Raw genomic sequence first — 23879 nt, 5'->3', positions numbered from 1 at the left:
TTGCGCTCCTAGCCTTCGCTCTTCCAGGCACCCTGGAAGATCGGGGCGGTACCGGAAGTGAACTCGACGTGGGCGGACTGGCTGGCACCGTAAACCTGGACTTCATCCCACAGTACGAGGGCCAGTGCCTTGTCCAGCACCAGTGCACGCTGTTCTTCTTCGACAAGCCCCAGGTGCTCTTCTTCGCTGGTCGCGGCCTGTTCCTTGGCGAAGAGCTTGTTGAGTTCCTCGTCGGCGTTCAGGGTCTGGGTGTTATTGGCCGGGGCATAGACCGGGCCGAGGCCGCCGAGCGCGAACTGGCGGGTACCGAAGAACTCGACCTTGTCATCGACGAGCGCATTGACCAGGAAGGTATTGTCCGCTGCGCGGTTGACCAGCTTCACGCCAAGATCGCGCCACTGCTGCTCGATCAGCTCGAATGCGGGCTTGATGACGACCGAGTTGTTCGACGTGGCTACCGTGATTTCCAGCTTTTCGCCGTCTTTTTCGCGGATTCCGTCAGCACCGACCTTCCAGCCTGCTTCCTCCAGAAGCTGCTTGGATTTCTCCGGGTTATAGGCGATTTCGGACGACAAGTCGACGAAGCCCGGGGCCTTGTGGTTCAGGACCGAACCGGCCACCACGTAGCTCTCGGACAGCACGGTGTCCTTGATTGCCTGGCGATCGATACCGATCTGGAGAGCCTGGCGAACCTTGACGTCTTCCAGCTTGCCGGAACCGATGCGCACGGCAGCTTGGTTGGTGGTCAGGTCGACACCCTGCGCGGCGAAGACTTGGCCCCCGTTGGCTGCCAGCACCTGTTCGTCCACCGGCTGCAGTCCGCGGACAAGGTCAACCTGACCGGACTGCGCAGCGCCAGCGCGGCTGGCTACCTCAGGTAGGTACTTGATCACCAGTTTGTCCAGATAGGCATCGCCCTGGTTTTCTGCGGTTTCGGGTGCCCACGCGTAGTCGTCTCGGCTGGTGAAGACAACTTCCTCGTCCGGCTTTTCCGATTCGAAGACGAACGGGCCAGAGCCCACGATCTTCGCGATAGCGGACTGTCCTGCGTTATCCAGCTTCAAGGTCTTCGGGGAAACCAAGCCTGCTGCGACGGACGAGGTGGCACGCAGGAAGTTGGCGTCTGGACGTTTGAGCGTCACCTTCACCTGGTTCTTGCCGAGGACCTCCGCCGACTTATAGGCGCCGAAGTCCACGTTCGGAGCGACCTGCGCGTCCTTGATGCCCAGGCCCAGCGCGTCAAGGTTGAGCTTGACCGCTTCCGCGTCCAGCGCGGATCCATCGGAGAACGTCACCCCGTCACGAATGGTGAACGTGAATTCAGTCTGGTCGTTGTTTGCTTTGAAGTCCTCAGCGATCCATCCAACGAGCTTGCCGGACTCCGCATCGAAGTAGGTCAGGCGGTCCAGGACCGAGTTCAGGACGTTTGCCTTCTCATAGAAGCGCGCCGCCTGCGTCTGCCAGTTGTTAATCGGGGTAACTTCGGCAAAGGTAAAGGTACCGCCTTCAACCGGATCGCCGGCGGCAGCGGGAGCACCTTCAGCCGGAGCTGCGGTAGTCGAATTTCCGCCGCATGCGGTCAGGGTCAGGCCCAGGACGGCAACAAGTGCCGCCGCTTTCAAACTCAGGTGCGCAGTACGCATATTCGTAAGTTCCTCTCGGTATTTGAGCCGAGGATTACGCCTGATATTCAACGATCCGGTTGTTGCGAATTCGAGGGAAGGCAGAGCACTCCCCTTGAAGAACCGTTGCGAAATCTAGCAATCTCCATCGGTCCTGGCCTTAGCACCGATCCCGCTATCGGGTGGTTGCTGCGACGTCAACGAGCCAGGTCTCTCAGTCGCTCTGGATGGTGTGGCGTCCAATTTCTTGAACAATTTCAGTGTCGAACACGGAATCGCATGTGACCAAGCGTGACGTAAGGAATACGTCATGAAGTCATGGAAAAAGTGGTACCCCGCGAGTTTCACGCCATATTTGACGTAACAAATTGCCTTGTGGCGTTATGTGACGCCGATCAAAGCGCACACTTGACGACGGCTGGTTGGGCTCCTGCTCCTGATTCCGCAGTCCAGCTTTCAGGGAGCCCGTTTTAGCTCCTGCTGCAACGGCACCACAAGTGGCTCGGTTCTCCCCAGTGTTTTTCTGGCTCGACGAGTGCTGATGCAGGTGGAGAATTTTCCGTACCAGCTGCGCCCTTTGCATACCGGACGCCAATATCAGCTGGCGGCGACGCCCATCGAATCGAAAGGAATTCCTTGTATTCAGGCCCTGGCTGCAGGTCTTCATGATTCGGGCGGCCCTGCGGTCCACACCGACAACGCTTCACCCGCTGAATCCTTACGATCCCGGGCCTCTGCGAATAGGCTGGGGTCCACGGAAGCCAACGGAGGAACCCCATGAAGATCGCAGTCGCCGGAGCCACCGGAAAACTCGGCACCCTCGTCATCGATGCACTGTTATCCCGGGGCGCCCCAGCGGACAGCTTGGTCGCGCTCGGCAGATCCCCTCAGAAGCTCGAAGCCCTGGCAGCCAAGGGCGTGGAGACCCGCGCCGCCGACTACAACGCGGCGCACACGCTCGTCGCGGCCCTCGAAGGCGTCGACCGGCTGCTGCTGATTTCCGGCAGCGATGTCGGACACCGGATCCCGCAGCATGAGAACGTCGTCAATGCCGCCCGGCGTGTTGATGTGTCGCTGATCGCCTACACATCCATCGCCAATGCGCGCACCGGCCAGCTGAAACTGGCCGCCGAACATGTGGCCACCGAAGACCTGCTGGCAGCATCCGGGATCCCCTATGTCCTGCTGCGCAACGGCTGGTACACCGAGAACTACACGGACCAGCTCATGGGCTACCTCAACAGCGGGGTCATCCTCGGCGCGGCGGGCGAGGGAAAAATCAGCGCAGCCACCCGAGCGGACTTCGCCGAGGCTGCAGCGGCCGTCCTGCTGGACGAGCAGGTTGCCGGGGGAACCATCTACGAGCTCGGCGGAGACAAGCCCTTCACGCTCAGCCAGCTGGCCGGAGCGCTCGGCGCCGCCGCCGGGCAAGAGGTCACCTACCGGGACATGGACCCGCAGACCCTGGCAGGCATCTACGAACAGTCCGGAATTCCCCAGGTTTATGCCGAGATCTTGGTGGACACCGACTTGCGCATCCGCAACGGCGCCCTTGAGGTGCACGGCTCGGACCTCGCCCGGCTGATCGGCCGCGCACCCACCTCGCTGGGCAAGGCCATCAAGCAGGCCCTGGACAGCTAAGCCTGAACAGCCAGGGCCGGCACCGCGAGTCGGGCGTCCCTGCGAGCGCACACCGGCCCTGCGCGAAGATCTTTGGCCCTGGTTGAACAAAAAACCCGGCTGGCTCGTGTAACTTGCATGAGTGAGAATCAGGTCCGAAAATCCTGGCCGCGAAAGGGGCGCGTGACTACCAGCGACGATGCCACCCTGCGGCTGCTGCATGAACGGTACGCTCAGCCGCTGTGGCGCTACGTCTTCTCGCTGACCAGGGACTCGTACCAGTCGGAGGACATTGTCCAGGAGACTCTGCTCAAGGCGTGGAATTCCCCGCGGATTCTCGACGAGCCGGTGGAGGAGGTCCGCGGGTGGATGTTCACGGTGGCGCGGAACCTGGTGATCGACCAGTCCCGCAGCGCGCGCTCCCGGCATGAACGCAGCATCGAACGGCTGCCCGAGGAAGCGTCCGCCGATCATGCAGACCAGATTTTCGACGAGATCCTCATTCATGACGCGCTCGCGGCGCTGAGCGAACCGCACCGGCAGGTGGTGGTGCTCGCGTACTACGGCGCCTGCAGCACGCAGCAGATCGCGGCGGAATTGGGCATAGCCGACGGAACAGTGAAGTCCCGGCTGCATTATGGGATGAGGGCCTTGAAACTGGCCCTCCAGGAACGGGGAGTGACACGATGAGCGAGCATGAGAAGTTCGCCCAATGGGATGCCGCCTACGTGCTCGGGGCGCTGGAGCCGGTCGATCGCCGGCTGTTCGAGGAGCACCTGGAGAACTGCGAGCGCTGCCAGGGTTCCGTCTCCGAGCTCAGCGCGCTGCCGGGACTGCTCTCGCGCGCGCACGACCCGGAGGAAGTGACGGCCCTGGTGCCGCAGCCCCCGGCGGACCTGTTCGAGAAGACCGCCCGGCGCGCTGCCTCCGCACGGCGGCGCCGCGGCGGCCGCATGATCCTCCTGGCCGCGGCAGCCGTCGCCGTGGTCCTGGGTATCGGGCTGCCGTTCCTGCTGCGCCCGGCCGATCCCGGTCCGGTGCTTGCCCTGCAGCAGGTTGCCGAGCAGTCGCTGAGCGCACAGGTGGGCTTCGAATCGGTGGCATGGGGAACCCGGCTGAATATCGACTGCGACTATCCCGCAGGCTATGAATTCGGCGATGCCAACGGCCCATGGTCCTATGCGCTGCTGGTGACCGACACCCAGGGCGGCACCATGCAGGTCGCCACCTGGAAGGCAGTGCCCGGCAAGGAGATCACCCTCCAGGCCGCCACCTCGCTGCCGGTGGACCAGATCGCCGAAGTAACGGTGAAGACCCTGGCCGGACTGACGGTCCTGCAGTCGCCGATGGACAAGAATTTGCTCCAGCAGTGAACCGGAACGAGCTGCTCCTCGTGTAGCAGGCAAGCCGCTCACGCGGACACCACGAGAAAGGCACAGCTCATGAAATCGTCACTGAAGTCCTGGTGCGCAGCAACCTCAGCCGTCGCGGCCCTGGCATTGGCCCTGTCCGGCTGCGCGGGCGACTCTGGATCCACCGACACCGCATCGCCGTCCGCCGGCGCCCAGTCCAGCCCGGTTTCCTCCGCACCGGCGCAAAGCAGCCCGAGCAGCGGCATGCAGGCCACCTCCCTGGCCCTCGCCGACTCCTCGCTGGGCAAGATCGTGGTCGACGGCAAGGGCATGACGGTGTACCAGTTCGACACGGACACCAAGGGTGCCGATTCCTCTGCTTGCTCCGGTCCTTGCGAAGACCAGTGGCCGGCGGTCCCGGGCGGAACCGACGTCACCGTTGACGGAGTCACCGGGAAGACCGGAACCATCACCGGCGTGAATGGCGAAAGCCAGCTGACCCTCAACGGATGGCCGCTGTACTACTTCGCCGGCGACAAGAAGGCCGGCGACACCGCGGGCCAAGGCGTCAAGGACGTCTGGTGGGTGCTTGACGCCGCCGGCACCCCGATCAAGTAACGCCGTAAGCCCTTGGCCGGCTTAACAATCGGCCGAAATCGGAATGTGGCGCGTGTCACACGGTGCGAAAAAGATGTTTCTCCCGTACATTGGCGCATACTTCATACCCATCTTCTGAGGAGATCCAGGTATGTCACGACCACATATCCGGGCCATTGCCTGCGCCGCAGCACTGGCCCTAGGACTGGGAGCAGCATCCGCAGTACCGGCGAGCGCCGATCCCAGACAGACCGAGAAGGACCCCGTCGCCCAGGGCAGCGGAGGCGCCGTCGCCTCCGTGGATCCCCAGGCCTCCGCAGCGGGAATCGAGATCCTGCGCAAGGGCGGCAATGCCGTGGACGCCGCGGTCGCCACCGCGGCCGCCCTGGGCGTCACCGAACCGTACAGCGCCGGCATCGGCGGCGGCGGGTATTTCATGTACTACAACGCCAAGACCGGAAAGGTCAGCACCATCGACGGGCGCGAAACCGCCCCGGCGGCCATGCCGCACGACGCGTTCATCGACCCGGCCACCGACAAGCCCTACAACTTCACCCCGGAACTGGTCACCAGCGGGGTCTCGGTCGGCGTTCCCGGTACGCTGGCCACGTGGCAGCGGGCACTGGAAAACTGGGGCACGCAGGACCTGAAGAAGGTGCTGCAGCCTGCCATCCAGACCGCGTCGCGCGGTTTCGTGGTGGACAAGACCTTCCGCGAGCAGACGCTGGACAACAAGAAGCGCTTCGAGGCGTTCGAAGACACCAGCGAGCTCTACCTGCCCGGCGGCGACGCCCCGAAGGTGGGCAGCATCTTCAAGAACCACGACCTTGCGGCCACCTACCGGCTGCTGGCCAAGAACGGGCCCAAGGCCTTCTACCAGGGGAAGCTGGCGCAGGAGATCGCTGACACCGTCACCGCACCGCCCAAGAGCGCGGACACCGACCTGCCGGTGCCGGCCGGCTTCATCACCACGCAGGACCTGGCCGACTACGCCGTGGTCGAACAGGCGCCGACCAAGGTCGAGTACCGCGGGCTTCAGGTCTTCGGCATGGCCCCGTCCTCCAGCGGCGGCACCACCATCGGCGAATCGCTGAACATCCTGGAGCAGTTCGACCTGTCCTCCATGCAGACCCCGTCCGCGCTGCACCACTACCTGGAAGCCACCGCGCTGGCCTATGCCGACCGCGGCAAGTTCGTCGGCGACCCGGCGTTCGTGGATGTGCCGACCAGGACCTTGACCAGCCAGCTCTTCGGCGCCGAACGCGCCTGCGCGCTGGACCCGGAACGCGCGGCGGCCAAGCCGGTGGCTCCCGGGGACGTCGAGAACTTCGACGGGCTGTGCCCGGCGGAAACCGGCGTACCGGTTGACGAGCAGGACACCGAAAACGTGTCCACCACGCACCTGTCGGTGGTGGACCGCTGGGGCAACATGGTCGCCTACACGCTGACCATCGAGCAGACCGGAGGCTCGGGCATGATGGTGCCGGGGCGCGGGTTCCTGTTGAACAACGAGCTGACCGACTTCTCCACGGTGTACAACCCCGAGGATCCAAACCGCATCGACCCGGGCAAGCGCCCGCGCTCCTCCATGGCTCCGACCATCGTGCTGCGCGACGGCGAGCCGGCGCTGGCCATCGGATCCCCGGGCGGCTCGACCATCATCACCACGGTGCTGCAGACCCTGGTCAACCGCATCGACCTGGGCATGGACCTCGGCCAGGCCATCGCCGCCCCGCGCGCCTCGCAGCGCAACACCGCGGCCGTCACCGCCGAACCGGAGTTCATCACCGCCTACGGTTCCGCACTGGAGGCCTTCGGGCACAAACTGACCCCGGCCGGGGATTCCTTCACCCCGCAGGCGGAAATCGGTGCGGTGGCCGCCGTGGAAGTCGATGCCAACGGCAAGCTCACCGCGGCGGCAGAACCCACCCGCCGCGGCGGCGGATCCGCCATGGTGGTGAAGCCGGCCAAGTAGCCCGGCCGCGGCTCGCGCTCCGTCCGCGTCATGGACTGGGCGCGGGCCCGGCTTTTCGGCAGCGGGAGGCTGGAACAGAAAAACTCCCGGGGACGCTGAACCCGGAAGGGCGCTGTCTCGTTCTCACCTTGTACGGTTTTCCACCCTTCCGCCCCGGCGCTGCGGGAGGAACCAGGACGAACAAGGAGCACGATCATGGGCAAGGCATTTTCGACAGCCGCGGTCCTCACCGCGGCATTAACGCTGGTTCTGACCGGATGCTCCGGCCAGAACGGTTCCACCCAGGACACTTCAGGCACGTCGAACTACGGGGTGCCCAACACCAACAGCAGCCCGGTGCCGAATCTCAAGGAAAACGGCGCAATCCTGGAAATGCGGCAGACCGAGCTGGGCAGCATCGCCACCGACCAGCGGGGCATGAGCATCTACCAGTTCGACGAGGACACGCAGAACTCGGGCGCCTCCTCCTGCACCGGCGGCTGCCTCGACTTGTGGCCCCCGGTCCCCTCGGGGCCTGCCTCGCTGAGCGATGCCAAGGGCATCACCGGGAAGCTGGGCACCATCACCGGCACCGACGGCAAGCCGCAGCTGACGCTGAACGGCTGGCCGATGTACTACTACGTTTCGGACAGCAAGCCCGGCGACACCAAGGGCCAGGCCGTCAGCGACGTGTGGTGGGTTGTGGACAGCGCGGGCGTGCCGATCCACTGACCACGCCCGCAGGCACGCCGCAGGTTGGCTTGCCGACCGGCCCCGCCGCCCTTTCCAGGGCGGCGGGGCCGGTTGGCTGCGGTAGCGCTTTGGTCCTAGACCTGGGTGGCCAGGCGGTTGGAGACCTTGAACTGCGCCGCGCGGTGGGTGTCCTTGACGTGGTCGCCCGCGCCGAACAGCTTGTTGCGCAGCGAACCGTCGGCGTATTCGGTCTTGTACGCGCCGCGGGCCTGCAGCTCAGGCACCACGTACTCCACGATGTCCTCGAAGGTGCCCGGGGTGATGGCGTAGGCCAGGTTGAAGCCGTCCACGTCGGTGTAGTCCACCCAGTCGATCAACTTCTGCGCCACCTCGGCGCCGGAGCCCACGGTGATCGGGCCGAAGCCGCCCACGCCGACCCACTCGGCCAGCTGGCGTACGGTCCACGGGTTGCCCTCGTCGCCGCTGGCCTTCTGGAAGGTGGCCACGGAGGACTGGATGGCGTTGGACTTCACGTCGGCGCCGATGACCTCGTCCGGGTTGAAGGTGGACAAGTCGATGCCCATCCAGCCGGAGATCAGCACCATCGCGCCCTCGATGTCCGCGTAGGACTTGTAGTCCTCGTACTTGGCCTGGGCTGCGGCCGAGTCCTCGGCGGTGATGATGGTCTGCATCGCGAAGATCTTGATGTCGTAGCGGTCGCGGCCGGCGGCTTCGGCGTGGTCGCGGATCTTGGTGACGGTGTCCTTGAGCATTTCGCGGGTCGGGCTGGTCACGAAGACCGCTTCCGCATTCTGCGCGGCGAACTTCAGGCCGCGCGGCGAGGTGCCGGCCTGGTAGATGACCGGGGTGCGCTGGGTGCTCGGCTCGGTGATCGCGATGCCCGGGACCTTGAAGTACTTGCCTTCGTGGTTGATCGAGTGCACCTTGGCCGGGTCGGTGTAGACGCCGGTTTCCTTGTCGGCCTGCACCGCGTCGTCTTCCCACGAGCCTTCGAGCAGCTTGTAGACCACTTCGAGGTACTCGTCGGCGTGGTTGTAGCGCTCGTCGTGCTCCATCTGGTCTTCCTGGCCCATGTTGCGGGCGGCCGAGGGCAGGTAGCCGGTGACCACGTTCCAGCCCACGCGGCCGTTGGTCAGGTGGTCCAGGGTGGCCAGGCGGCGGGCGAACGGGTACGGATGCTCGTAGGCGGTGCCGGCGGTGACGCCGAAGCCCAGGTTCTCGGTCACCGCGGCCATGGCGGAGACCAGCAGGAACGGGTCGTTCACCGGGGCCTGGGCACCGGTGCGCAGCGGGGACTCGTTGGTGCCGTTGTACACGTCGTAGGTGCCCAGCACGTCGGCGATGAACAGCCCGTCGAACTTGCCCTTTTCCAGCACCTTGGCCAGGTGGGTCCAGTAGCCGATGGTCTTGTAGTCGGCGGCCTTGTCCTTCGGGTGGCGCCACAGGCCCGGAGACTGGTGCGCGACGCAGTTCATGTCGAAGGCGTTGAAAAGGATCTCGCGCTTCGGATTCGCAGGCTGGTTCTCGCTCATGGATGTGCCCCTTGTTCGTGGTTGAGAAGTGGTTGAGAAGTGGAAGTCTGGCGGGTGCGCGGCGCTGCGGCCGCTAGCCGGCGTGGTTCTGGGTGGGTGCGGACAGCTCGCCGGTGACCGAGAGCCGCTGGGGCTGGACCCCGTTGATCTCGTAGTCCCCCACGATGCGCGCCTTGTAGATGGCCGGGTTGTGGGTGGCGATGGTGCGCGCATTGCGCCAGTGCCGGTCCATGTTGCAGCTGCTGCGGGTGGACGAGGCGCCCAGCCCGTCGAACAGCTTGCTCGTGGCGCTGATGACCAGCGGCTGCACGATGGCCTGCGCCCGGTTGGCTGCCAGCTCGCAGACCGCGAAACGCTCCTCCGCATTCAGGTGCGCATCGGCCAGCGCCGCTTCGACCTCCAGCACGGCGCCGATGACCACGGAATCCGCGGCGAAGACTTCGGCGGAGACCTCCCCCACCAGCTGCAGCACCTGCGGCTCGCGGTGCACCGGCACGCCGGTGCCGGTGGTGAAGCTGCGGGTGCGCGTCTGCACGGAACTGCGCATGTCGTTCAGCGCCGCGCGGCCGATGCCTGCTTGCACCGCCATGAGCACCAGCTGGAAAATCGAAGCCTCGGGGTCGTTGGGATCCTCCGGCATGAAGCTGTCCACCGGAACCTGGTGGAACTCGGTGGTCCCCGTGCCGGTCAACCCCTGGCCGAAGCCGTCCCAGTCGTCAAGGATCTTCACCCCGCTGTGCTGGGTCGAGACCACGGCAATCTGCCGGCCGGGGCGGTCCGGGTGGGCCACCGCGACGGTGGTCCAATCCGCGAAGATGGTGCCGGTACAGTAGTATTTTTCGCCGTTGACCACCCAGCGCCCGTCGACCTGGCTGGCCTTGGTGTTCAGAGCGCCCAGGGCGTTCCCGCCGTTTTCGGTGTAGGCGTTGCCGACAATCTGCCCGGCGGCGATGCGCGCAAACCACTTGGCCTTCAGCTGCTCGTCCTGCAGGCGCAGCACGTCTTCGACGAAGGCGATGTGCGCACGCCAGAGCTGCCCGATGTGGGAATCCGCCTCGGAAAGTTCGATCAGCAGGCGGAAGACGTCGCTGAGTCTGGCACCGTGGCCGCCGTTGGCGACCGGAAGGCGCAACGCCCCGAAACGCTCGCGGTTCAGCAACCCCACCTGCTCGAAGGGCAAGATGCGGTTGCGGTCCCGGTCCTTGGCTCCGGCGGCAATCTGGGCGAACACCGGACGGAAAATCGCGGCGAGGCGCTCGTAGTCTTCGTCGGCTCCCGGACCGGGAGTCACCTTGAGCAACTGGCGGGTCGGACGCTCTTCGGTGAATTCATCGAGCTCCAGCGCATTGCCGGCTCCCGGCGTGCTCAGCGTGTTGAAGTCCACCTCGAGATTGTTTTGGGGTGCGCCAAAAGACATAAAAAAGTCCTCGATTCTTTCCATCGATCCTGGCGGTAGCACCGTCCCGGCTAAAGGTGGTTGCTGCGGCGTCGTGGAGCCAGATCTCTCAGCCGCTCTGGATGGGTCGTAATCATTTGTAGCCGTAACAAACGGGCGATTCCAAGCCCCGAAGTCATATTTTGTCGCCGAAAGACTTGCTGTTGCAGAACCCGACGGGTGCTCTATGCGGTGAACCGCCGAAGATGACCCAAGCATGGAGGGTAAAAATCGATCAAACCGTCATTCAATGAAATAAATAACGAAATATCCCACAGCTCGCGCGGTCATATCGAAGATTTTTCATGTTACGCAGGATTTGCAATGAAATCGTTCGAATGCATGTAATAGACCTGTAACCATCCCGAGCGGCCGAGAGATCTGGCTCTATGACGCCGCAGCAACCACCGTTGAATCCTAGGATTCCCGGCCGGTGCTACCGCCAGGACCGATGGAGATGATCATGGCCACTGCCTTCGCCCTGCCTCAGACCGCCGACAGCACCAGCACGTCCACCGCACTGCCCGTCGACTTCCGAAATGTCTCGCGTACGTTCACCACAAAGAATGAACAGCGCACAGTTCTCGCGGACGTCAACCTGCACATCGATGCAGGCCAAGTCGTGGCGATCCTCGGTGCCAGCGGCTGCGGCAAGTCAACACTCCTGCGTTCGGTTTCAGGTCTGGATCACCCTTCGAGTGGCGCGGTCTTCACCGGCGTCCGGGAAGTCAACGACATCAACGAACTTTGCGCGGTAGCATTCCAAGAACCGCGATTGCTTCCCTGGCGTTCGGTGCGAGAGAACATCTCGCTCGGACTGGCTCCGGGAACCAGCAGGCTGGAAGGCAACGAACTCATTGACCAGCTTCTGGAGCTGACCGGACTGAGCCACGCGGCCGACCTGCGGCCACGCGAGATTTCCGGTGGCATGGCACAGCGGGTTTCCCTTGCCAGGGCGCTGGCACGCCGCCCTGGCGTGCTGCTGCTCGATGAACCATTTGGCGCTTTAGATGCTCTGACCCGCCTGAAAATGCAGGACTTACTGCTGTCGATCCATGCATCGTTCCCAACGACCGTATTGATGGTGACCCACGATGTCGACGAAGCTTTGACTCTCGCCGATCGCGTTGTGGTTCTTGGACGTCGTAACGACCAGCAGTCGGCAACGGTCATTGAAGACCTCCGGCTGGAGGCTCCCCACCCCCGTAGCCACAGCAACGAGCAGTTCGTTGCCAACCGGGCAAGGCTCCTTGGCCTTCTGGGCGTAGACGCCACAAACCACTAGCGCCAGCTTCGCCGACGCACTTTCTCTTCAACGGCTGCACTTTCGCGGCCGCTGCACTCGCACGCACAAATCAAGGAATTCTCATGCTCGCAAACCACTTCACCCGTCGCACCGCATTGTCTCTCGCAGCCTTGGCAGTTGGCGCCGTTGCACTGTCAGGCTGCGCCGGCGAAAACGCTTCGGCCGCAGGCGACGGCAAGACGCTGTCCATCGACTTTGCCACCTACAACCCGCTGAGCCTAGTTCTCAAGGAAAAGGGATGGCTGGATGCGGCAGCCAAGGAGCAGGGAGTCACCGTCGAATGGATCCAGTCCGCCGGATCGAACAAGGCCAACGAAGCGCTGCGCGCAGACGCAGTTCAGGTCGGCTCCACCGCAGGATCCGCCGCACTGCTGGCCCGCTCCAACGGCTCGCCGATCAAGACCATCTCGCTCTACTCGCAGCCTGAATGGGCGGCATTGGTGGTCAACAAGGATTCGAAGATCACCACTCCTGCAGATTTGAAGGGCAAGTCTGTTGCCGCTACCAAGGGAACCGACCCATACTTCTTCTTGCTGCAAACATTGGAGGAAGCAGGGCTGAGCGAGAAGGACATCACGCTGCAGAATGTCCAGCACGCGGACGGTCGCACCGCACTGGCAAATGGCTCGGTTGACGCATGGTCGGGTCTTGATCCCATCATGGCTTCCGCCGAGCAAGATGGGGCCAAGCTGTTCCACCGCAACCTCGATTACAACACCTATGGTGCACTGAATGCACGGGCCGACTTCATCGAGGAAAGCCCGGAACTGGCGCAGTTGGTTGTCGACTCGTATGAAAAGGCCCGAGAGTGGGCTGTTGCAAACCCGGACGAAACCGCAGAAATTCTCGCCGAAGTTGCGGGCTTGGACACCGAAGTTGCCCAGACCGTAATCACTGAGCGTTCCAACCTGGATGTCGGCACGGTGCCGGGCGAGTCCTTCACCAAGGTCCTGGGCAATATCGCGCCAACCCTCGTTGCAAGTGGCGATGTATCCAAGCAGGAAACCGTTGACAAAGCACTAGCCACCCTGGTGGACGACCAGTTCGCCACCAAGGCCAACGCCAAGAATATCTCCGGAGAGTAATCCCCATGTCCTCGCCAACCCAGAGCCCAAAGGCTGAGCGCAGCGACCTGACGGCCGGCAACAGGAACAAGCCGGGACTTGCCGCCAGGATCCTTCAGGCTCCCAAATGGCTTTTGTCCTTGATTATCCCCATCGTGACTATTGCCGTGTGGCAGTACGTCACTGTGACCGGCATTGTCGCGCCTTGGTCGCTGCCCACCCCGGGGGCCGTCATCACGGCGGCCGGGGAACTGTTCCAGGGCGGAGATCTGGGCAAACACATCGGAATCTCCACCCAGCGTGTGCTGCTGGGCTTCGCGATCGGTTCACTCCTAGGGCTGTTCTTCGGTGCACTGGTAGGGCTGTCCAAGCTCGCCGATGCCCTGCTGAGCCTGAGCATCGGCGCGCTGCGTGCGGTGCCCTCGCTGGCATGGGTGCCGTTGCTGGTGCTCTGGATGAAAATGGGCGAAGACTCCAAAGTCACTCTCATCATCATCGGGGCGTTCTTCCCGGTCTTCACCACCGTCTCGCTGGCTTTGCGCCATGTCGACGCCCAACTCGTGGAAGCAGCCCGTTCTTTCGGCTTCAAGGGTTTGAACCTGCTGCGCACCGTCCAGCTACCGGCAGTTGTCCCCTCCATTTTCTCCGGACTCCGACTAGCCCTGGCCCAGGCTTGGCTATTCCTCGTGGCGGCTGAATTGCTCGGTGCTTCGATGGGTCTCGGATTCTTGTTGACTGATTCGCAGAACAACGGTCGCCTTGACCGACTGATTCTGACCATCATCTTGCTCGCCGTCTTCGGAAAAATCACCGACGCCCTGTTGTCGGTCGCCGAACGCTGGGCGATCCGGCGCTGGACCTAGGCCAACCACCGGATCTTCTGCACACCCCGATCGCTACCACCGAAATTCGTATTTCAACCCAAGGAAACTGCAATGACCACCGAATTGGCATCCACTACAGCAGCCGCAGCCAAGGAAGCCCGCCACGAATTCTGGGACGAGGCAGCAAACCTTCTGGATTGGGAAACCCCTTGGCACACCACCAGCCAGATCATTCCGGCAGATCCCCAAGCCCAGCGCGGACCGCAGATCTCCTGGTACCTGGGAGGGACGCTGAATGCCGCGGTGAACTGCGCGGATCGACATGTCGCCGCGGGCAACGGCGAGAAGGTGGCCCTGTACTTCGAGGGCGAGCCGGGCGACCGCATCGCGGTCACCTATAGGAACCTGCAGGAACGCATTTCGCAGGCCGCCAACGCGCTGCTGGAATTGGGCATCACCAAGGGCGACCGGGTGGTCGTCTATTTGCCGGTGCTCATCGAAACCATCGTGATCACCCTGGCCTGCGCCCGCATCGGCGCCATCCACTCGCTGGTCTTCGGCGGTTTCTCGGCCGAGGCACTGAAATTCCGAGTGGAAGACACCAAGGCGAAGCTGCTGGTCACCACCGACGGGCAGTTCCGCCGCGGCACCTCCGTGCCGGTGAAGGACAACGCTGACCAGGCAGTCTCCGGCGAAAACAGCATCGAAAAGGTGCTGGTCATCCGCCGCACCGGCGATGACATCGCGTGGACCGAAGGCCGCGACGTGTGGTGGCATGAGGTCGTCGAGACCCAGTCCACCGAGCACACCCCGGAGTTCTTCGACTCCGAGACCCCGCTGTTCATCATGTACACCTCAGGAACCACCGGGCAGCCCAAGGGCCTGGTGCACACCACCGGCGGCTACCTGACGCAGGCGGCCTATAGCTACAACCTGCTGTTCGCCAACCCGGACCACTCCCTGCGCGCCGACGACGTGCACTGGTGCACCGCGGACCTGGCCTGGGTCACCGCGCACACCTACGAGATGTACGGTCCGCTGGCCAACGGCGTCACCCAGGTCATCTACGAAGGCGTACCGAATGCCCCGCACCCGGGACGCCACTTCGAGATCATCGAACGCTACCGGGTGACCAGCTACTACACCGCTCCGACCCTGGTCCGTTCGCTGATGGGCTGGTTCCCGGAGGGCATCCCGGCGGACTACGACCTGTCCTCGATCAAGATCGGCGGCACCGTCGGAGAATCGGTGAACCCCGAGGCATGGCGCTGGCTGCGCAGCCAGGTGGGCCGCGACACCGCCGACGGCATCGCCATGGTGGACACCTGGTGGCAGTCGGAGTCCGGGGCCACCATCCTCTCCCCGCTGCCCACCGACGCACACTTCAAGCCGGGCTGCGCCGCGCGCGCCCTGCCCGGGGTGAGCGTGGACATCGTGGATGCCTCAGGCAACACCGTGCCGCCGAACCAGCAGGGCAACATCGTCATTACCGAGACCGGACCGTCCATGGCCCGCACCGTGTGGGGCAACCCGCAGCGCTACTACACCAGCTACTGGCAGCAGTACGTCGAACAGGGATGGTTCCTCGCCGGGGACGGCGCCCGCTTCGATGAAGACGGGGACATCTACATCCTGGGCCGCACCGACGATGTGATCAACATTTCCGGCCACCGGCTGTCCACCATCGAGATCGAATCCGCGCTGGTCACCAACGCCGGCGTGGTGGAAGCCGGGGTCTGCCCGACCCCGGATGCCAAGACCGGGCATGCTGCCACCGCGTTCGTGGTCCCGCTGGACAAGTCGCTGATCGCGGTGGATCCCGATGAGGCCACCTCCGCACGCCAGGCAGAATTCATCGCCGCGCTGCGCGCCACCGTGGCCGAGCAGATCGGCCCGATCGCCAAGCCGCGCGATGTGGTGCTGGTGCCGGACGTCCCGAAGACTCGTTCGGGCAAGATCATGCGACGCCTGTTGACCCAGCTCTTCGAGGGCACCACGCTGGGCGACACGACAAGCCTGCAGAATGAGCCATGCATCCCGGAGATCAACGAGATCTGCCGCGCCCGCGGCTGACCGCAGCCGCCGACCGCGCTGATTAACAAGCTGGCCGGGCCCGTGCATCATGCACGGACCCGGCCAGCTTGTTCAGTTCCGGCTGCCCTGCTGGGGCAGGCCATCCGTCGATGTCAGGATTTCTCCGGGCCCCGGGACTTCGGCTCGGCCGGGTCCTTTGAGTCGGTTGGTTCAGCTGGTTCGGTGGCCAGCAACACTTCGCGCTCTTCCACCACCGCGCCGCGCTCGGTGCCCAGCTTTGCCGCCTCGACTACCGGAATTTCGGTGGTCATCAGGCTGAATCCGCTGCCCTCATGGCGATCCACGCCGCGCGAGACCGAATTCTCCAGAACCTGGCGCGCCACGGTGCTGCGCAGGATCAGCGGATCGCGGCTCAGGTCCTTCCAAATGGCCACACACAACAGCAACATGACGACGACAAACGGCAGCGCGGTAACAATGGTGATGTTCTTCAGGCCGTTCAGCGCCTCGGCCGGGTTGTCGCCGCCCGCCAGCAGCATGACCGCGGCCACCGCGCCGGTGGCAACACCCCAGAAAACCACCGATTTCCGTGTGGGGTTCTCTGCACCCTTTTCGCTCAGGGCGCCCATCACGATGGATGCGGAGTCCGCACCGGTAACGAAGAAGATTGCGATCAGCAGCACGGCCAAGACCATCAGCACCACCGAGACCCATCCGGCCACCGGAAGCTGTTCCAGCATGTCGAAGAGGATCAAGTCGAAGTTGATGTCCGGGGCGCCGTCCACGATCTGCGCCAGCTGTGCCGAGGTATCCCCTGCACGCTCGGCGCGCTCCTGGATTCCGATGGCGCCGCCGCCGAAGATCGCGAACCACAGCAGGGTCACCGTGGAAGGCACCAGCAACACGCCGGTGACGAACTGGCGGATGGTGCGGCCACGGGAGATGCGGGCGATAAACAGGCCCACGAATGGGGTCCATGAAACCCACCAGGCCCAGTAGAACACGGTCCATGAGGACAGCCATGAGGAAACCGCTTCATCTCCCGAGGCCGCCGTGCGGGATGACATCTGCGGCAGGTCTCCGATGAAGGAACCGATGGCGTTGGGGATGACGTTCAGGATGAACAGGGTCGGCCCGCCGATGAAGACGATCAGGGCGAGGATGACCGCCAGCACCATGTTGGTGTTCGAAAGCCACTGGATGCCGCGCTCGATGCCGGAGATCGCCGAAGCCACGAACAAGGCCGTGAGGATCGCGATGATCACGACCAGGACGCCGGATCCGACCTTTTCCATCATGCCGGTGGCCTGGATGCCGCCGCCGATCTGCAGCGCGCCCAAGCCCAGAGAGCAGGCCGAGCCGAACAGGGTGGCGATGATGGCCAGGATATTGATGACGCGGCCGCCCCATCCGTGGATGGCCCGGTCGCCGAAGATCGGGGTGAACATCGAGGAGAAGAGCTGCGGGCGCCCAAGGCGGAAGCTGCCGTAGGCCATTCCGAGTCCCACGATCGCATACATGGCCCAGGGGAACAGGGTCCAGTGGAACAGCGTGGTGCCCATGGCAGTGCTCAGCGCTGCATCGGTCTGTCCCTCGACCGTCCCCGGTGGAGGGGACATGTAGAAGTACAACGGCTCACCGACGCCGTAAAACACCAGGCCAATGCCCATGCCGGTTGCGAACATCATGGAAATCCATGAAACCGTGCTGAATTGCGGCTTCTCGTCGTCCTTGCCCAGCGGAATGCGCCCGAAATTCTTGGCCGCTACGACGATGACGAAGACGGCGAAGACCGAGGCCGCGATGATGAACAACCAGCCGGTATTGGTGATGACCCAATCCAAGGCGGCATCGGCCACTGTGCCCAGCCCATCGGGTGTGACGAAACCCCAGATAATGAAGGCAAGGGCAAGCGCTCCGGCAATCCCGAACACCCAGTAGTCGGTGCCCTCAAGCATGTACTTCTTCGGCTTACGCTGGCGAGCTGAGTGCAGCTCTCCAACGATCTCTTCTATTGATTGGTCACTCTGCTTCATTGCGTTCTTTCCCCACCAGCCAGGCAGGGGCCGAGCACATCGGCCACCTGACTATCGGGCGCCAGCTCCCTATGCGGGGAACGCCATCCGGCTAGTGCATTCGGTTGAGGATTGCTTTGATTGCTTCAGTTCACTGAATCCAAGATCGACCCGCAGCACACGATGAAAGCTTGCGTGCCCGTTCCCATACTCTACGTACGAAACAAGCAATTCGGCGGAAAATTTTTGTCGTATCTTGATTCAAACGGCCGTAATTCGGGCTTTTCCATCATTAGTTAGATCCACTGCAAGGTCAACCTTCACGGAACTCCATGCCCGCGAATTCCCCGGAAGGACTACCAGCATCTCCCGTGGTTCCGGGGTTTCTGGAACTGACTGTGAGTTTCGTCGCCGGCTGGATTTTCGCTTCTTTTGATGGCGATAAAGCGAAGTATTATTCAAAGAATTTAGGCATCAATTTCACGGCACGATTAATCTGCCATTAGCTTTAATCGAGAATCTGAATATGCCGCCACCTCGGACGATTGGCCCGGGGTGCCACGCCAGGCCTGCGCGGTGGGCAACTCACCCCGCCCGCGAACCAGCACGGGCGCCGCAACGATATAAATATAACCAGATTCGCATATATGCACTTCAAAGTCAGATTGCAAACGTTCATTGCGCGTTCAGCAAAAAGTTACCCGTAACACACCGATTCTTATCTTGACTCATTCAAAATAAGAAGGCATGCTTGAAACATGACATCAAAGGCAGGGATCGAGCAGGTGCTGAAAGAGGCATCCATGCGGGTGACGCAACCTCGCGTTGCGGTACTCGCGGCGGTGACTGCAAACCCCCATGCCGACACCGAAACCATTATTTCGGCTGTGCATGAGGAGCATCCGCATGTGTCCCACCAGGCGGTATACGACTCGCTCAAGCTCTTCACGAGCTTGGGTGTAGTGCGTCAGATCCAGCCCCAGGGGCACATTGCCCGCTATGAGACCCGCGTCGGCGACAATCACCACCACGTGGTGTGCCGCCGGTGCGGACATCTGGCGGATGTCGATTGTTCGGTCGGAGCGTCTCCGTGCTTGCATGCCTCGGACGATCACGGCTTCCAGATAGATGAAGCCGAAGTGATCTACTGGGGCATTTGCCCGGATTGCCAGGCCTTGAACAGCTGAAAAGCACCCCCTAGTTCCCAAGCCCCGCCGGCTGGCCCGAAAACCTCCCGGCGGACGCTGCCCCAAAAACCCCTTTAACCGGAAGGAAGAGCATATGTCTGAGACGACAGCAGGTCAGTGCCCAGTAGTTGGCGCCGGCCTTGTGCACCCAACCCAGGGCAACCCCAACACCGAGTGGTGGCCCAACAAGCTGAACCTGAAGATCCTGGCGAAGAACCAGCAGGTTTCGAACCCGTTGGACGAAGACTTTGACTACATCAAGGCCTTCGAAGCTCTCGACATGGATGCCCTGAAGGCTGACCTGATCGAGAACATGACCACCATGCAGGACTGGTGGCCAGCCGACTTCGGTCACTACGGTCCGCTGTACATCCGCATGGCATGGCACTCGGCCGGTACCTACCGTTCGCACGACGGCCGCGGTGGCGGCGGAGCCGGTCAGCAGCGCTTCGCCCCGCTGAACGCATGGCCAGACAACGTGGGCCTGGACAAGGCTCGCCGCCTGCTGTGGCCAGTGAAGCAGAAGTACGGACAGTCCATCTCTTGGGCCGACCTCATGATCCTGGCCGGCAACGTGGCCATGGAGTCCATGGGCTTCAAGACCTTCGGTTTCGCCGGCGGCCGCAAGGACGTCTGGGAAGCAGATGAGGATGTCTACTGGGGTCCTGAAAAGGTCTGGCTGGACAACGACCGCTACACCGGCAAGCGCGATCTGGAAGCGCCGCTGGCAGCAGTCCAGATGGGCTTGATCTACGTCAACCCTGAGGGCCCGGACGGCAACCCCGATCCGCTGGCTTCGGCCATCGACGTGCGCGAAACCTTCCGCCGCATGGGCATGAACGATGAAGAGACCGTCGCGCTGATCGCCGGCGGCCACACCTTCGGCAAGACCCACGGTGCACACAACGTTGACCGCATCGGCGAGGACCCGGAGGCCGCAGGCCTCGAGGAGCAGGGCCTGGGCTGGAAGAACGGCTACGGCACCGGCAACGCGTCGGACAACACCGCGTCGGGTCTGGAAGTTACCTGGACCTACCACCCAACCCGTTGGGACAACGAGTTCTTCCACATCCTGTTCGCTTACGAGTGGGAACTGTTCGAGTCGGCTGCTGGCGCCAAGCAGTGGCGTCCGGTCAACGGCGGCGGCGCCGGCCTGGTCCAGCCTGCCCATGACAACCTGGATCACCGCGAACCTCGCATGCTGACCAGCGACCTGGCCCTGCGCTTCGACCCGATCTACGGCCCGATCTCCAAGCGCTTCAAGGAGAACCCGGAAGAGTTCGCCGATGCCTACGCACGCGCCTGGTTCAAGCTGACCCACCGCGACATGGGCCCGAAGTCCCGCTACTTCGGTCCAGAGGTTCCTGCAGAGGACCTGGCATGGCAGGATCCGCTGCCGGCCGCTCCAGAGGTTACCCTGGGCGCCAAGGAAGTTGCAGCACTGAAGTCCCTGATCAACGAGTCGGGCCTGTCGGTTCAGCAGCTGATCTCCACCGCGTGGAAGGCAGCTGGCTCGTTCCGCTCGTCGGACAAGCGCGGCGGTGCCAACGGCGGCCGCATCCGCCTGGAACCACAGGTATCGTGGACCGTCAACCAGCCTGAGCAGCTCAAGCCGGTCATCGCCAAGCTGGAAGAGATCGTCGAGACCTTCAACGCTTCCTCCGAGATCAAGGCGTCCTTCGCTGATGTTGTGGTCCTGGCCGGCAACGTCGGTGTGGAGCAGGCTGCACTGGCCGGCGGCCAGCAGATCGAGGTTCCTTTCGCACCGGGTCGCGTGGATGCCACCCAGGAGCAGACCGACGTCGAACAGTTTGCATGGCTCGAGCCGGTTTCGGACGGCTTCCGCAACTACGACTCGGGCTTCATCAAGCTGCCTACCGAGTACCTGCTGGTGGACAAGGCCAACCTGTTCGGCCTGTCCGCACCGGAAATGACCGTACTGGTCGGCGGCCTGCGCGTACTGGGCAACAACTGGGACGGTTCCGATCTGGGTGTCTTCACCGAGACCCCGGGCGCCCTGACCAACGACTTCTTCACGAACCTGTTGGCACCGGGCATCCAGTGGACCGCTTCCGAGGACAAGCAGACCTACACCTCGGCAGACGGTCGCTGGACCGGCAGCCGCGTGGACCTGCTCTTCGGTTCCAACTCCGAGCTGCGCGCCCTCGCCGAGGTTTACGCTTCGGACGACGCCAAGGAGAAGTTCGTCAAGGACTTCGCCAACGCATGGGCCAAGTTCATGAACTCGGACCGCTTCGATCTGGCTCGCAAGAACTAGTTTTTTTGCGCTAGGTTCTAGCTGAGAAACCGGTGGCCGCCGCCTTCCCGAGGGAAGGCGGCGGCCACCGACTTTTATCTTTAATCTAGCGAGATGCATTGACGGGTTACTGCCCCTGCTAATAAGCCGAATTCGACTCAGATCCGTCATTGGTAAGGTTCAAACCTCGAATCGACGTGAGCGATCAGTGAGCAAATCGCCCAGCGCGAGCGACATCGTCGACGCGACGAAAACCGGTTCTCTGTGCAAGCCAGCCTGCGATACGCGAAATTCGATCGTTCCCGCCCTACCTCGCTTAAATCATCAAAGTTGCAGCCGTTGGCCAAAAAATCAGGGTTACAACTGAGATAGACCAGTAAGTTCAACTTCTCTTGACTTCGCAATTAGACTTTGGGTCCCTTGGCGCCGCCCAGCAACGAACGTCTCCTAAGCACAAAGAGAAGAGTCAACAACGTGCCCAGAAAAATTGTGTATACCGCCCACAAATTGCCCAGATCCCTATCCAAAATCCAAGCCCAACCACGCGTTTGCCCCAACGAGTTACGTGCAAAAATAGCTGCAATCAACAAATAAACAACCGGCACAAGCGATGCAAACCGTTCAATCCCCAGCGCCCGCGACACAGACCAAAGCACCAAGAACCCGGCAACATCCCGGGTCAAAAGCACAGCCACAGCACTGTCCCCAACAAGGATTCCAGTCGTGAAGGAGACTACAAACACTAGAAGCACTACCGCTGCAGCCAAGGCCATCGAATGGGCAACTACGTTTCTTACAGAGGCGAATGTCCAGAGCATTTCAGCGCTTTGAATCGAGCCACCAGCAACAATCGCGACAACTAAACTAGGGATTACCGGTGCAGGCATCGTTGAAGTACCCAAAAGGGCGCTCAAAAACGGGATGGGAAGGTCGACATTGCCAGATACCGTTCCCACCACACCAGCAACAATTACAACGGATGCTATTAACCAGTAGTGTCGAGTATTTAGCGCCCATTTCACCGGGGACCAACACCGAGCTGCGCTGGAACCTGACACTGGCTCAGCTGACGGTAGGTCGACGCCGCCCAGTCGTTTTGCGACTGTTCGTCAAATCCACTGAGTACCTGCCACTGCTGAGCAAAGTCCGTCTCTCCCGGCTCCGAAATCAACTCTAAGAAGCTCGTGTCAGGAATACCCTCACGTTCTTCTGAATCAAGGATTTGTAACGCCGCAGCCTGGACACTCCAAACCTTGAGCACTTCACTCCACCCATAAATATCCGTGGAAACATCGTCACCACACTCGGTATTGGAAGCAGCCACCGCGAAAGTACTAGCAGCCGATTCCAGCGCAGCCGAACGCGATTGCCCTGGTGCCGCAACAACATTGGCGACGCCCTGCGCCGACAACACCGGCTCATGATCTCCACTAATCGAAAAGACTTGGGTTACCTTCGGCATTCCCCTAGCAGCAAGCACCGTGAACGTGTCTGCATAAACGTGCCGAGTATCGCCCCTAGCCAACTGAGTAGAGAAGAGACAGACCTCAGGAACACTATTTGAACACTGCGCGTCCGCGAGCGGCCTAGCTACCACTGGATTCACCCCAACATCACGGGCCGCAAATAGACCCAGTGAAGTACCTAATCCAAGCGTCGCAATACCCGCTACGAGACGCAACCAGTTCCTGTTCCCACGAGGCCTCAGTTTTCTACTATCGACGCCACCTGCCATCAGAACAAGCCCGACAAACCCCGCGAGTGAGAACACGATCAAGGCAACAACCGCAGATATGTCCACAGTCTCGCTTGGAGAGCAGCACCCTTCCAAGGCAAGCCCCGCCAGATACCGGACTGGTACGAAATCGAAGCTCCAAGCAAACCCAAGCCAAAGGTAGGAAAGCGCCAGGGCAAAGGGAACAGCGAAACGTGGCCGTAACCACGTACCCAAAAAGACTCCGATACCAGCGTGGAAGAGCAACGCACACAGCAATCCCACGGTGATGAGAACGGGGAATCGATCAGGTGCTGAGCCAGCTTTGTCCAGCAACACGAAGATTCCTGACATCTGGACGATCGTTCCTGCAACAAGACAAGGCCATAGTCGAGCGGCAACAACCTCGATTTTGCTACGGACCGATACTTCAGTCATCCCGCAGCTTGCTCGATCACGTCCAACTTCTAGGGCGGCAGTAGTACTGACCAATGACGCAGAAAAGATAAGCAGGAGCGCCGAAGCCGCAACTGCCGCTTCACGCTGGGCAATGATCTGCAGGCTCGGAACATACTGTTGCACATACAGGACAACTAGACCTATCGCCGGAGCGAGCAGCCACCACGCAGGTCGTCGAGTAACGGGAAGCATC

At 62.3% G+C, this 23879-nt stretch carries 18 protein-coding genes and 3 riboswitches; of the genes, 12 read left to right on the top strand and 6 right to left on the bottom strand.

Annotated elements, in window-relative coordinates; genetic code table 11:
* Positions 1 to 8: 8 nt before the first annotated feature.
* Positions 9 to 1643, bottom strand: a complete 1635-nt coding sequence (locus JQN66_RS01425) for an ABC transporter substrate-binding protein (RefSeq protein ID WP_204676358.1) — start codon at positions 1641 to 1643, stop codon at positions 9 to 11.
* 121 nt (positions 1644 to 1764) lie between these two features.
* A riboswitch (SAM riboswitch) is annotated at positions 1765 to 1856 on the bottom strand.
* Positions 1857 to 2399: 543 nt separating this feature from the next.
* Here JQN66_RS01425 and JQN66_RS01420 point away from each other — a divergent pair.
* From JQN66_RS01420 to JQN66_RS01395, 6 genes are all read left to right on the top strand, one after another.
* A complete protein-coding gene (locus JQN66_RS01420; protein ID WP_188948496.1) occupies positions 2400 to 3263 on the top strand; it encodes an SDR family oxidoreductase in 864 nt (287 codons plus the stop codon).
* 162 nt (positions 3264 to 3425) lie between these two features.
* On the top strand, positions 3426 to 3932 hold the full coding sequence (locus JQN66_RS01415; protein WP_229777355.1) for a sigma-70 family RNA polymerase sigma factor: 507 nt from the start codon (positions 3426 to 3428) through the stop codon (positions 3930 to 3932).
* Positions 3929 to 4615 carry an anti-sigma factor family protein gene (locus JQN66_RS01410; RefSeq protein ID WP_204676357.1) on the top strand — a complete coding sequence of 229 codons (687 nt, stop codon included), beginning with the start codon at positions 3929 to 3931 and terminating at the stop codon, positions 4613 to 4615. The genes JQN66_RS01415 and JQN66_RS01410 overlap by 4 nt, the downstream gene beginning before the upstream one ends.
* Before the next feature lie 69 nt (positions 4616 to 4684).
* Positions 4685 to 5212, top strand: a complete 528-nt coding sequence (locus tag JQN66_RS01405; RefSeq protein WP_204676356.1) for a COG4315 family predicted lipoprotein — start codon at positions 4685 to 4687, stop codon at positions 5210 to 5212.
* A 130-nt stretch (positions 5213 to 5342) separates the two neighbouring features.
* Positions 5343 to 7166, top strand: a complete 1824-nt coding sequence (gene ggt / locus JQN66_RS01400; RefSeq protein ID WP_204676355.1) for a gamma-glutamyltransferase — start codon at positions 5343 to 5345, stop codon at positions 7164 to 7166.
* Positions 7167 to 7361: 195 nt separating this feature from the next.
* The gene (locus JQN66_RS01395) at positions 7362 to 7877 is read left to right on the top strand and encodes a COG4315 family predicted lipoprotein (RefSeq protein WP_204676354.1); all 516 of its coding nucleotides are present in this window, start codon (positions 7362 to 7364) and stop codon (positions 7875 to 7877) included.
* 95 nt (positions 7878 to 7972) lie between these two features.
* On the opposite strand, the gene JQN66_RS01390 is transcribed toward JQN66_RS01395, so the two are convergent.
* The gene (locus JQN66_RS01390; protein ID WP_204676353.1) at positions 7973 to 9391 is read right to left on the bottom strand and encodes an LLM class flavin-dependent oxidoreductase; all 1419 of its coding nucleotides are present in this window, start codon (positions 9389 to 9391) and stop codon (positions 7973 to 7975) included.
* 73 nt (positions 9392 to 9464) lie between these two features.
* Positions 9465 to 10808 carry an acyl-CoA dehydrogenase family protein gene (locus JQN66_RS01385; protein ID WP_204676352.1) on the bottom strand — a complete coding sequence of 448 codons (1344 nt, stop codon included), beginning with the start codon at positions 10806 to 10808 and terminating at the stop codon, positions 9465 to 9467.
* A gap of 17 nt (positions 10809 to 10825) precedes the next feature.
* A riboswitch (SAM riboswitch) is annotated at positions 10826 to 10916 on the bottom strand.
* Positions 10917 to 11182: 266 nt separating this feature from the next.
* Positions 11183 to 11284: riboswitch (SAM riboswitch) on the top strand.
* A 5-nt stretch (positions 11285 to 11289) separates the two neighbouring features.
* Here JQN66_RS01385 and JQN66_RS01380 point away from each other — a divergent pair.
* The 4 genes from JQN66_RS01380 to acs all read left to right on the top strand — a co-directional run bounded on the left by JQN66_RS01380 (position 11290) and on the right by acs (position 16093).
* Positions 11290 to 12111, top strand: a complete 822-nt coding sequence (locus JQN66_RS01380; protein WP_204676351.1) for an ABC transporter ATP-binding protein — start codon at positions 11290 to 11292, stop codon at positions 12109 to 12111.
* Between the two features lie 83 nt (positions 12112 to 12194).
* Positions 12195 to 13217 (top strand): aliphatic sulfonate ABC transporter substrate-binding protein, encoded by a 1023-nt coding sequence (locus JQN66_RS01375; RefSeq protein ID WP_204676350.1) that lies wholly within the window; start codon positions 12195 to 12197, stop codon positions 13215 to 13217.
* A 5-nt stretch (positions 13218 to 13222) separates the two neighbouring features.
* Positions 13223 to 14059, top strand: a complete 837-nt coding sequence (locus tag JQN66_RS01370; protein WP_188948506.1) for an ABC transporter permease — start codon at positions 13223 to 13225, stop codon at positions 14057 to 14059.
* A 72-nt stretch (positions 14060 to 14131) separates the two neighbouring features.
* Positions 14132 to 16093: an acetate--CoA ligase gene (gene acs / locus JQN66_RS01365; RefSeq protein ID WP_204676349.1), complete on the top strand. Its 1962-nt coding sequence runs from the start codon at positions 14132 to 14134 to the stop codon at positions 16091 to 16093.
* 113 nt (positions 16094 to 16206) lie between these two features.
* Here acs and JQN66_RS01360 read toward each other — a convergent pair whose 3' ends face one another.
* A complete protein-coding gene (locus JQN66_RS01360; RefSeq protein ID WP_204676348.1) occupies positions 16207 to 18090 on the bottom strand; it encodes a BCCT family transporter in 1884 nt (627 codons plus the stop codon).
* A gap of 737 nt (positions 18091 to 18827) precedes the next feature.
* On the opposite strand from JQN66_RS01360, the gene JQN66_RS01355 reads away from it, so the two are divergent.
* Positions 18828 to 19256: a Fur family transcriptional regulator gene (locus tag JQN66_RS01355; protein ID WP_188948509.1), complete on the top strand. Its 429-nt coding sequence runs from the start codon at positions 18828 to 18830 to the stop codon at positions 19254 to 19256.
* A 94-nt stretch (positions 19257 to 19350) separates the two neighbouring features.
* The gene (gene katG / locus JQN66_RS01350; RefSeq protein ID WP_188948510.1) at positions 19351 to 21534 is read left to right on the top strand and encodes a catalase/peroxidase HPI; all 2184 of its coding nucleotides are present in this window, start codon (positions 19351 to 19353) and stop codon (positions 21532 to 21534) included.
* Between the two features lie 383 nt (positions 21535 to 21917).
* Here katG and JQN66_RS01345 read toward each other — a convergent pair whose 3' ends face one another.
* Positions 21918 to 22535 carry a hypothetical protein gene (locus JQN66_RS01345; protein WP_204676347.1) on the bottom strand — a complete coding sequence of 206 codons (618 nt, stop codon included), beginning with the start codon at positions 22533 to 22535 and terminating at the stop codon, positions 21918 to 21920.
* Complete coding sequence (locus JQN66_RS01340; protein ID WP_204676346.1) at positions 22532 to 23878, bottom strand: hypothetical protein; 1347 nt, start codon at positions 23876 to 23878, stop codon at positions 22532 to 22534. Before JQN66_RS01340 ends, JQN66_RS01345 begins: the two co-directional genes overlap by 4 nt.
* Between the last annotated feature and the right edge of the window lies 1 nt (position 23879).

This window comes from Glutamicibacter protophormiae (assembly GCF_016894325.1).
GTDB classification, from domain to species: Bacteria; Actinomycetota; Actinomycetes; order Actinomycetales; family Micrococcaceae; genus Glutamicibacter; species Glutamicibacter protophormiae.
This window is presented reverse-complemented; position numbering and strand designations above follow the sequence as displayed.

Excerpts from the sequence above, each read along its gene's own strand:
- JQN66_RS01340 (WP_204676346.1), bottom strand. The coding sequence starts at position 23,878 with ATGCTTCCCGTTACTCGACGACCTGCGTGGTGGCTGCTCGCTCCGGCG.
- JQN66_RS01395 (WP_204676354.1), top strand. The coding sequence starts at position 7,362 with ATGGGCAAGGCATTTTCGACAGCCGCGGTCCTCACCGCGGCATTAACG.
- JQN66_RS01360 (WP_204676348.1), bottom strand. The coding sequence starts at position 18,090 with ATGAAGCAGAGTGACCAATCAATAGAAGAGATCGTTGGAGAGCTGCAC.
- JQN66_RS01390 (WP_204676353.1), bottom strand. The coding sequence starts at position 9,391 with ATGAGCGAGAACCAGCCTGCGAATCCGAAGCGCGAGATCCTTTTCAAC.
- JQN66_RS01355 (WP_188948509.1), top strand. The coding sequence starts at position 18,828 with ATGACATCAAAGGCAGGGATCGAGCAGGTGCTGAAAGAGGCATCCATG.
- JQN66_RS01370 (WP_188948506.1), top strand. The coding sequence starts at position 13,223 with ATGTCCTCGCCAACCCAGAGCCCAAAGGCTGAGCGCAGCGACCTGACG.
- JQN66_RS01405 (WP_204676356.1), top strand. The coding sequence starts at position 4,685 with ATGAAATCGTCACTGAAGTCCTGGTGCGCAGCAACCTCAGCCGTCGCG.
- JQN66_RS01410 (WP_204676357.1), top strand. The coding sequence starts at position 3,929 with ATGAGCGAGCATGAGAAGTTCGCCCAATGGGATGCCGCCTACGTGCTC.
- JQN66_RS01420 (WP_188948496.1), top strand. The coding sequence starts at position 2,400 with ATGAAGATCGCAGTCGCCGGAGCCACCGGAAAACTCGGCACCCTCGTC.
- JQN66_RS01425 (WP_204676358.1), bottom strand. The coding sequence starts at position 1,643 with ATGCGTACTGCGCACCTGAGTTTGAAAGCGGCGGCACTTGTTGCCGTC.
- katG (WP_188948510.1), top strand. The coding sequence starts at position 19,351 with ATGTCTGAGACGACAGCAGGTCAGTGCCCAGTAGTTGGCGCCGGCCTT.
- JQN66_RS01385 (WP_204676352.1), bottom strand. The coding sequence starts at position 10,808 with ATGTCTTTTGGCGCACCCCAAAACAATCTCGAGGTGGACTTCAACACG.
- JQN66_RS01375 (WP_204676350.1), top strand. The coding sequence starts at position 12,195 with ATGCTCGCAAACCACTTCACCCGTCGCACCGCATTGTCTCTCGCAGCC.
- JQN66_RS01380 (WP_204676351.1), top strand. The coding sequence starts at position 11,290 with ATGGCCACTGCCTTCGCCCTGCCTCAGACCGCCGACAGCACCAGCACG.
- acs (WP_204676349.1), top strand. The coding sequence starts at position 14,132 with ATGACCACCGAATTGGCATCCACTACAGCAGCCGCAGCCAAGGAAGCC.
- ggt (WP_204676355.1), top strand. The coding sequence starts at position 5,343 with ATGTCACGACCACATATCCGGGCCATTGCCTGCGCCGCAGCACTGGCC.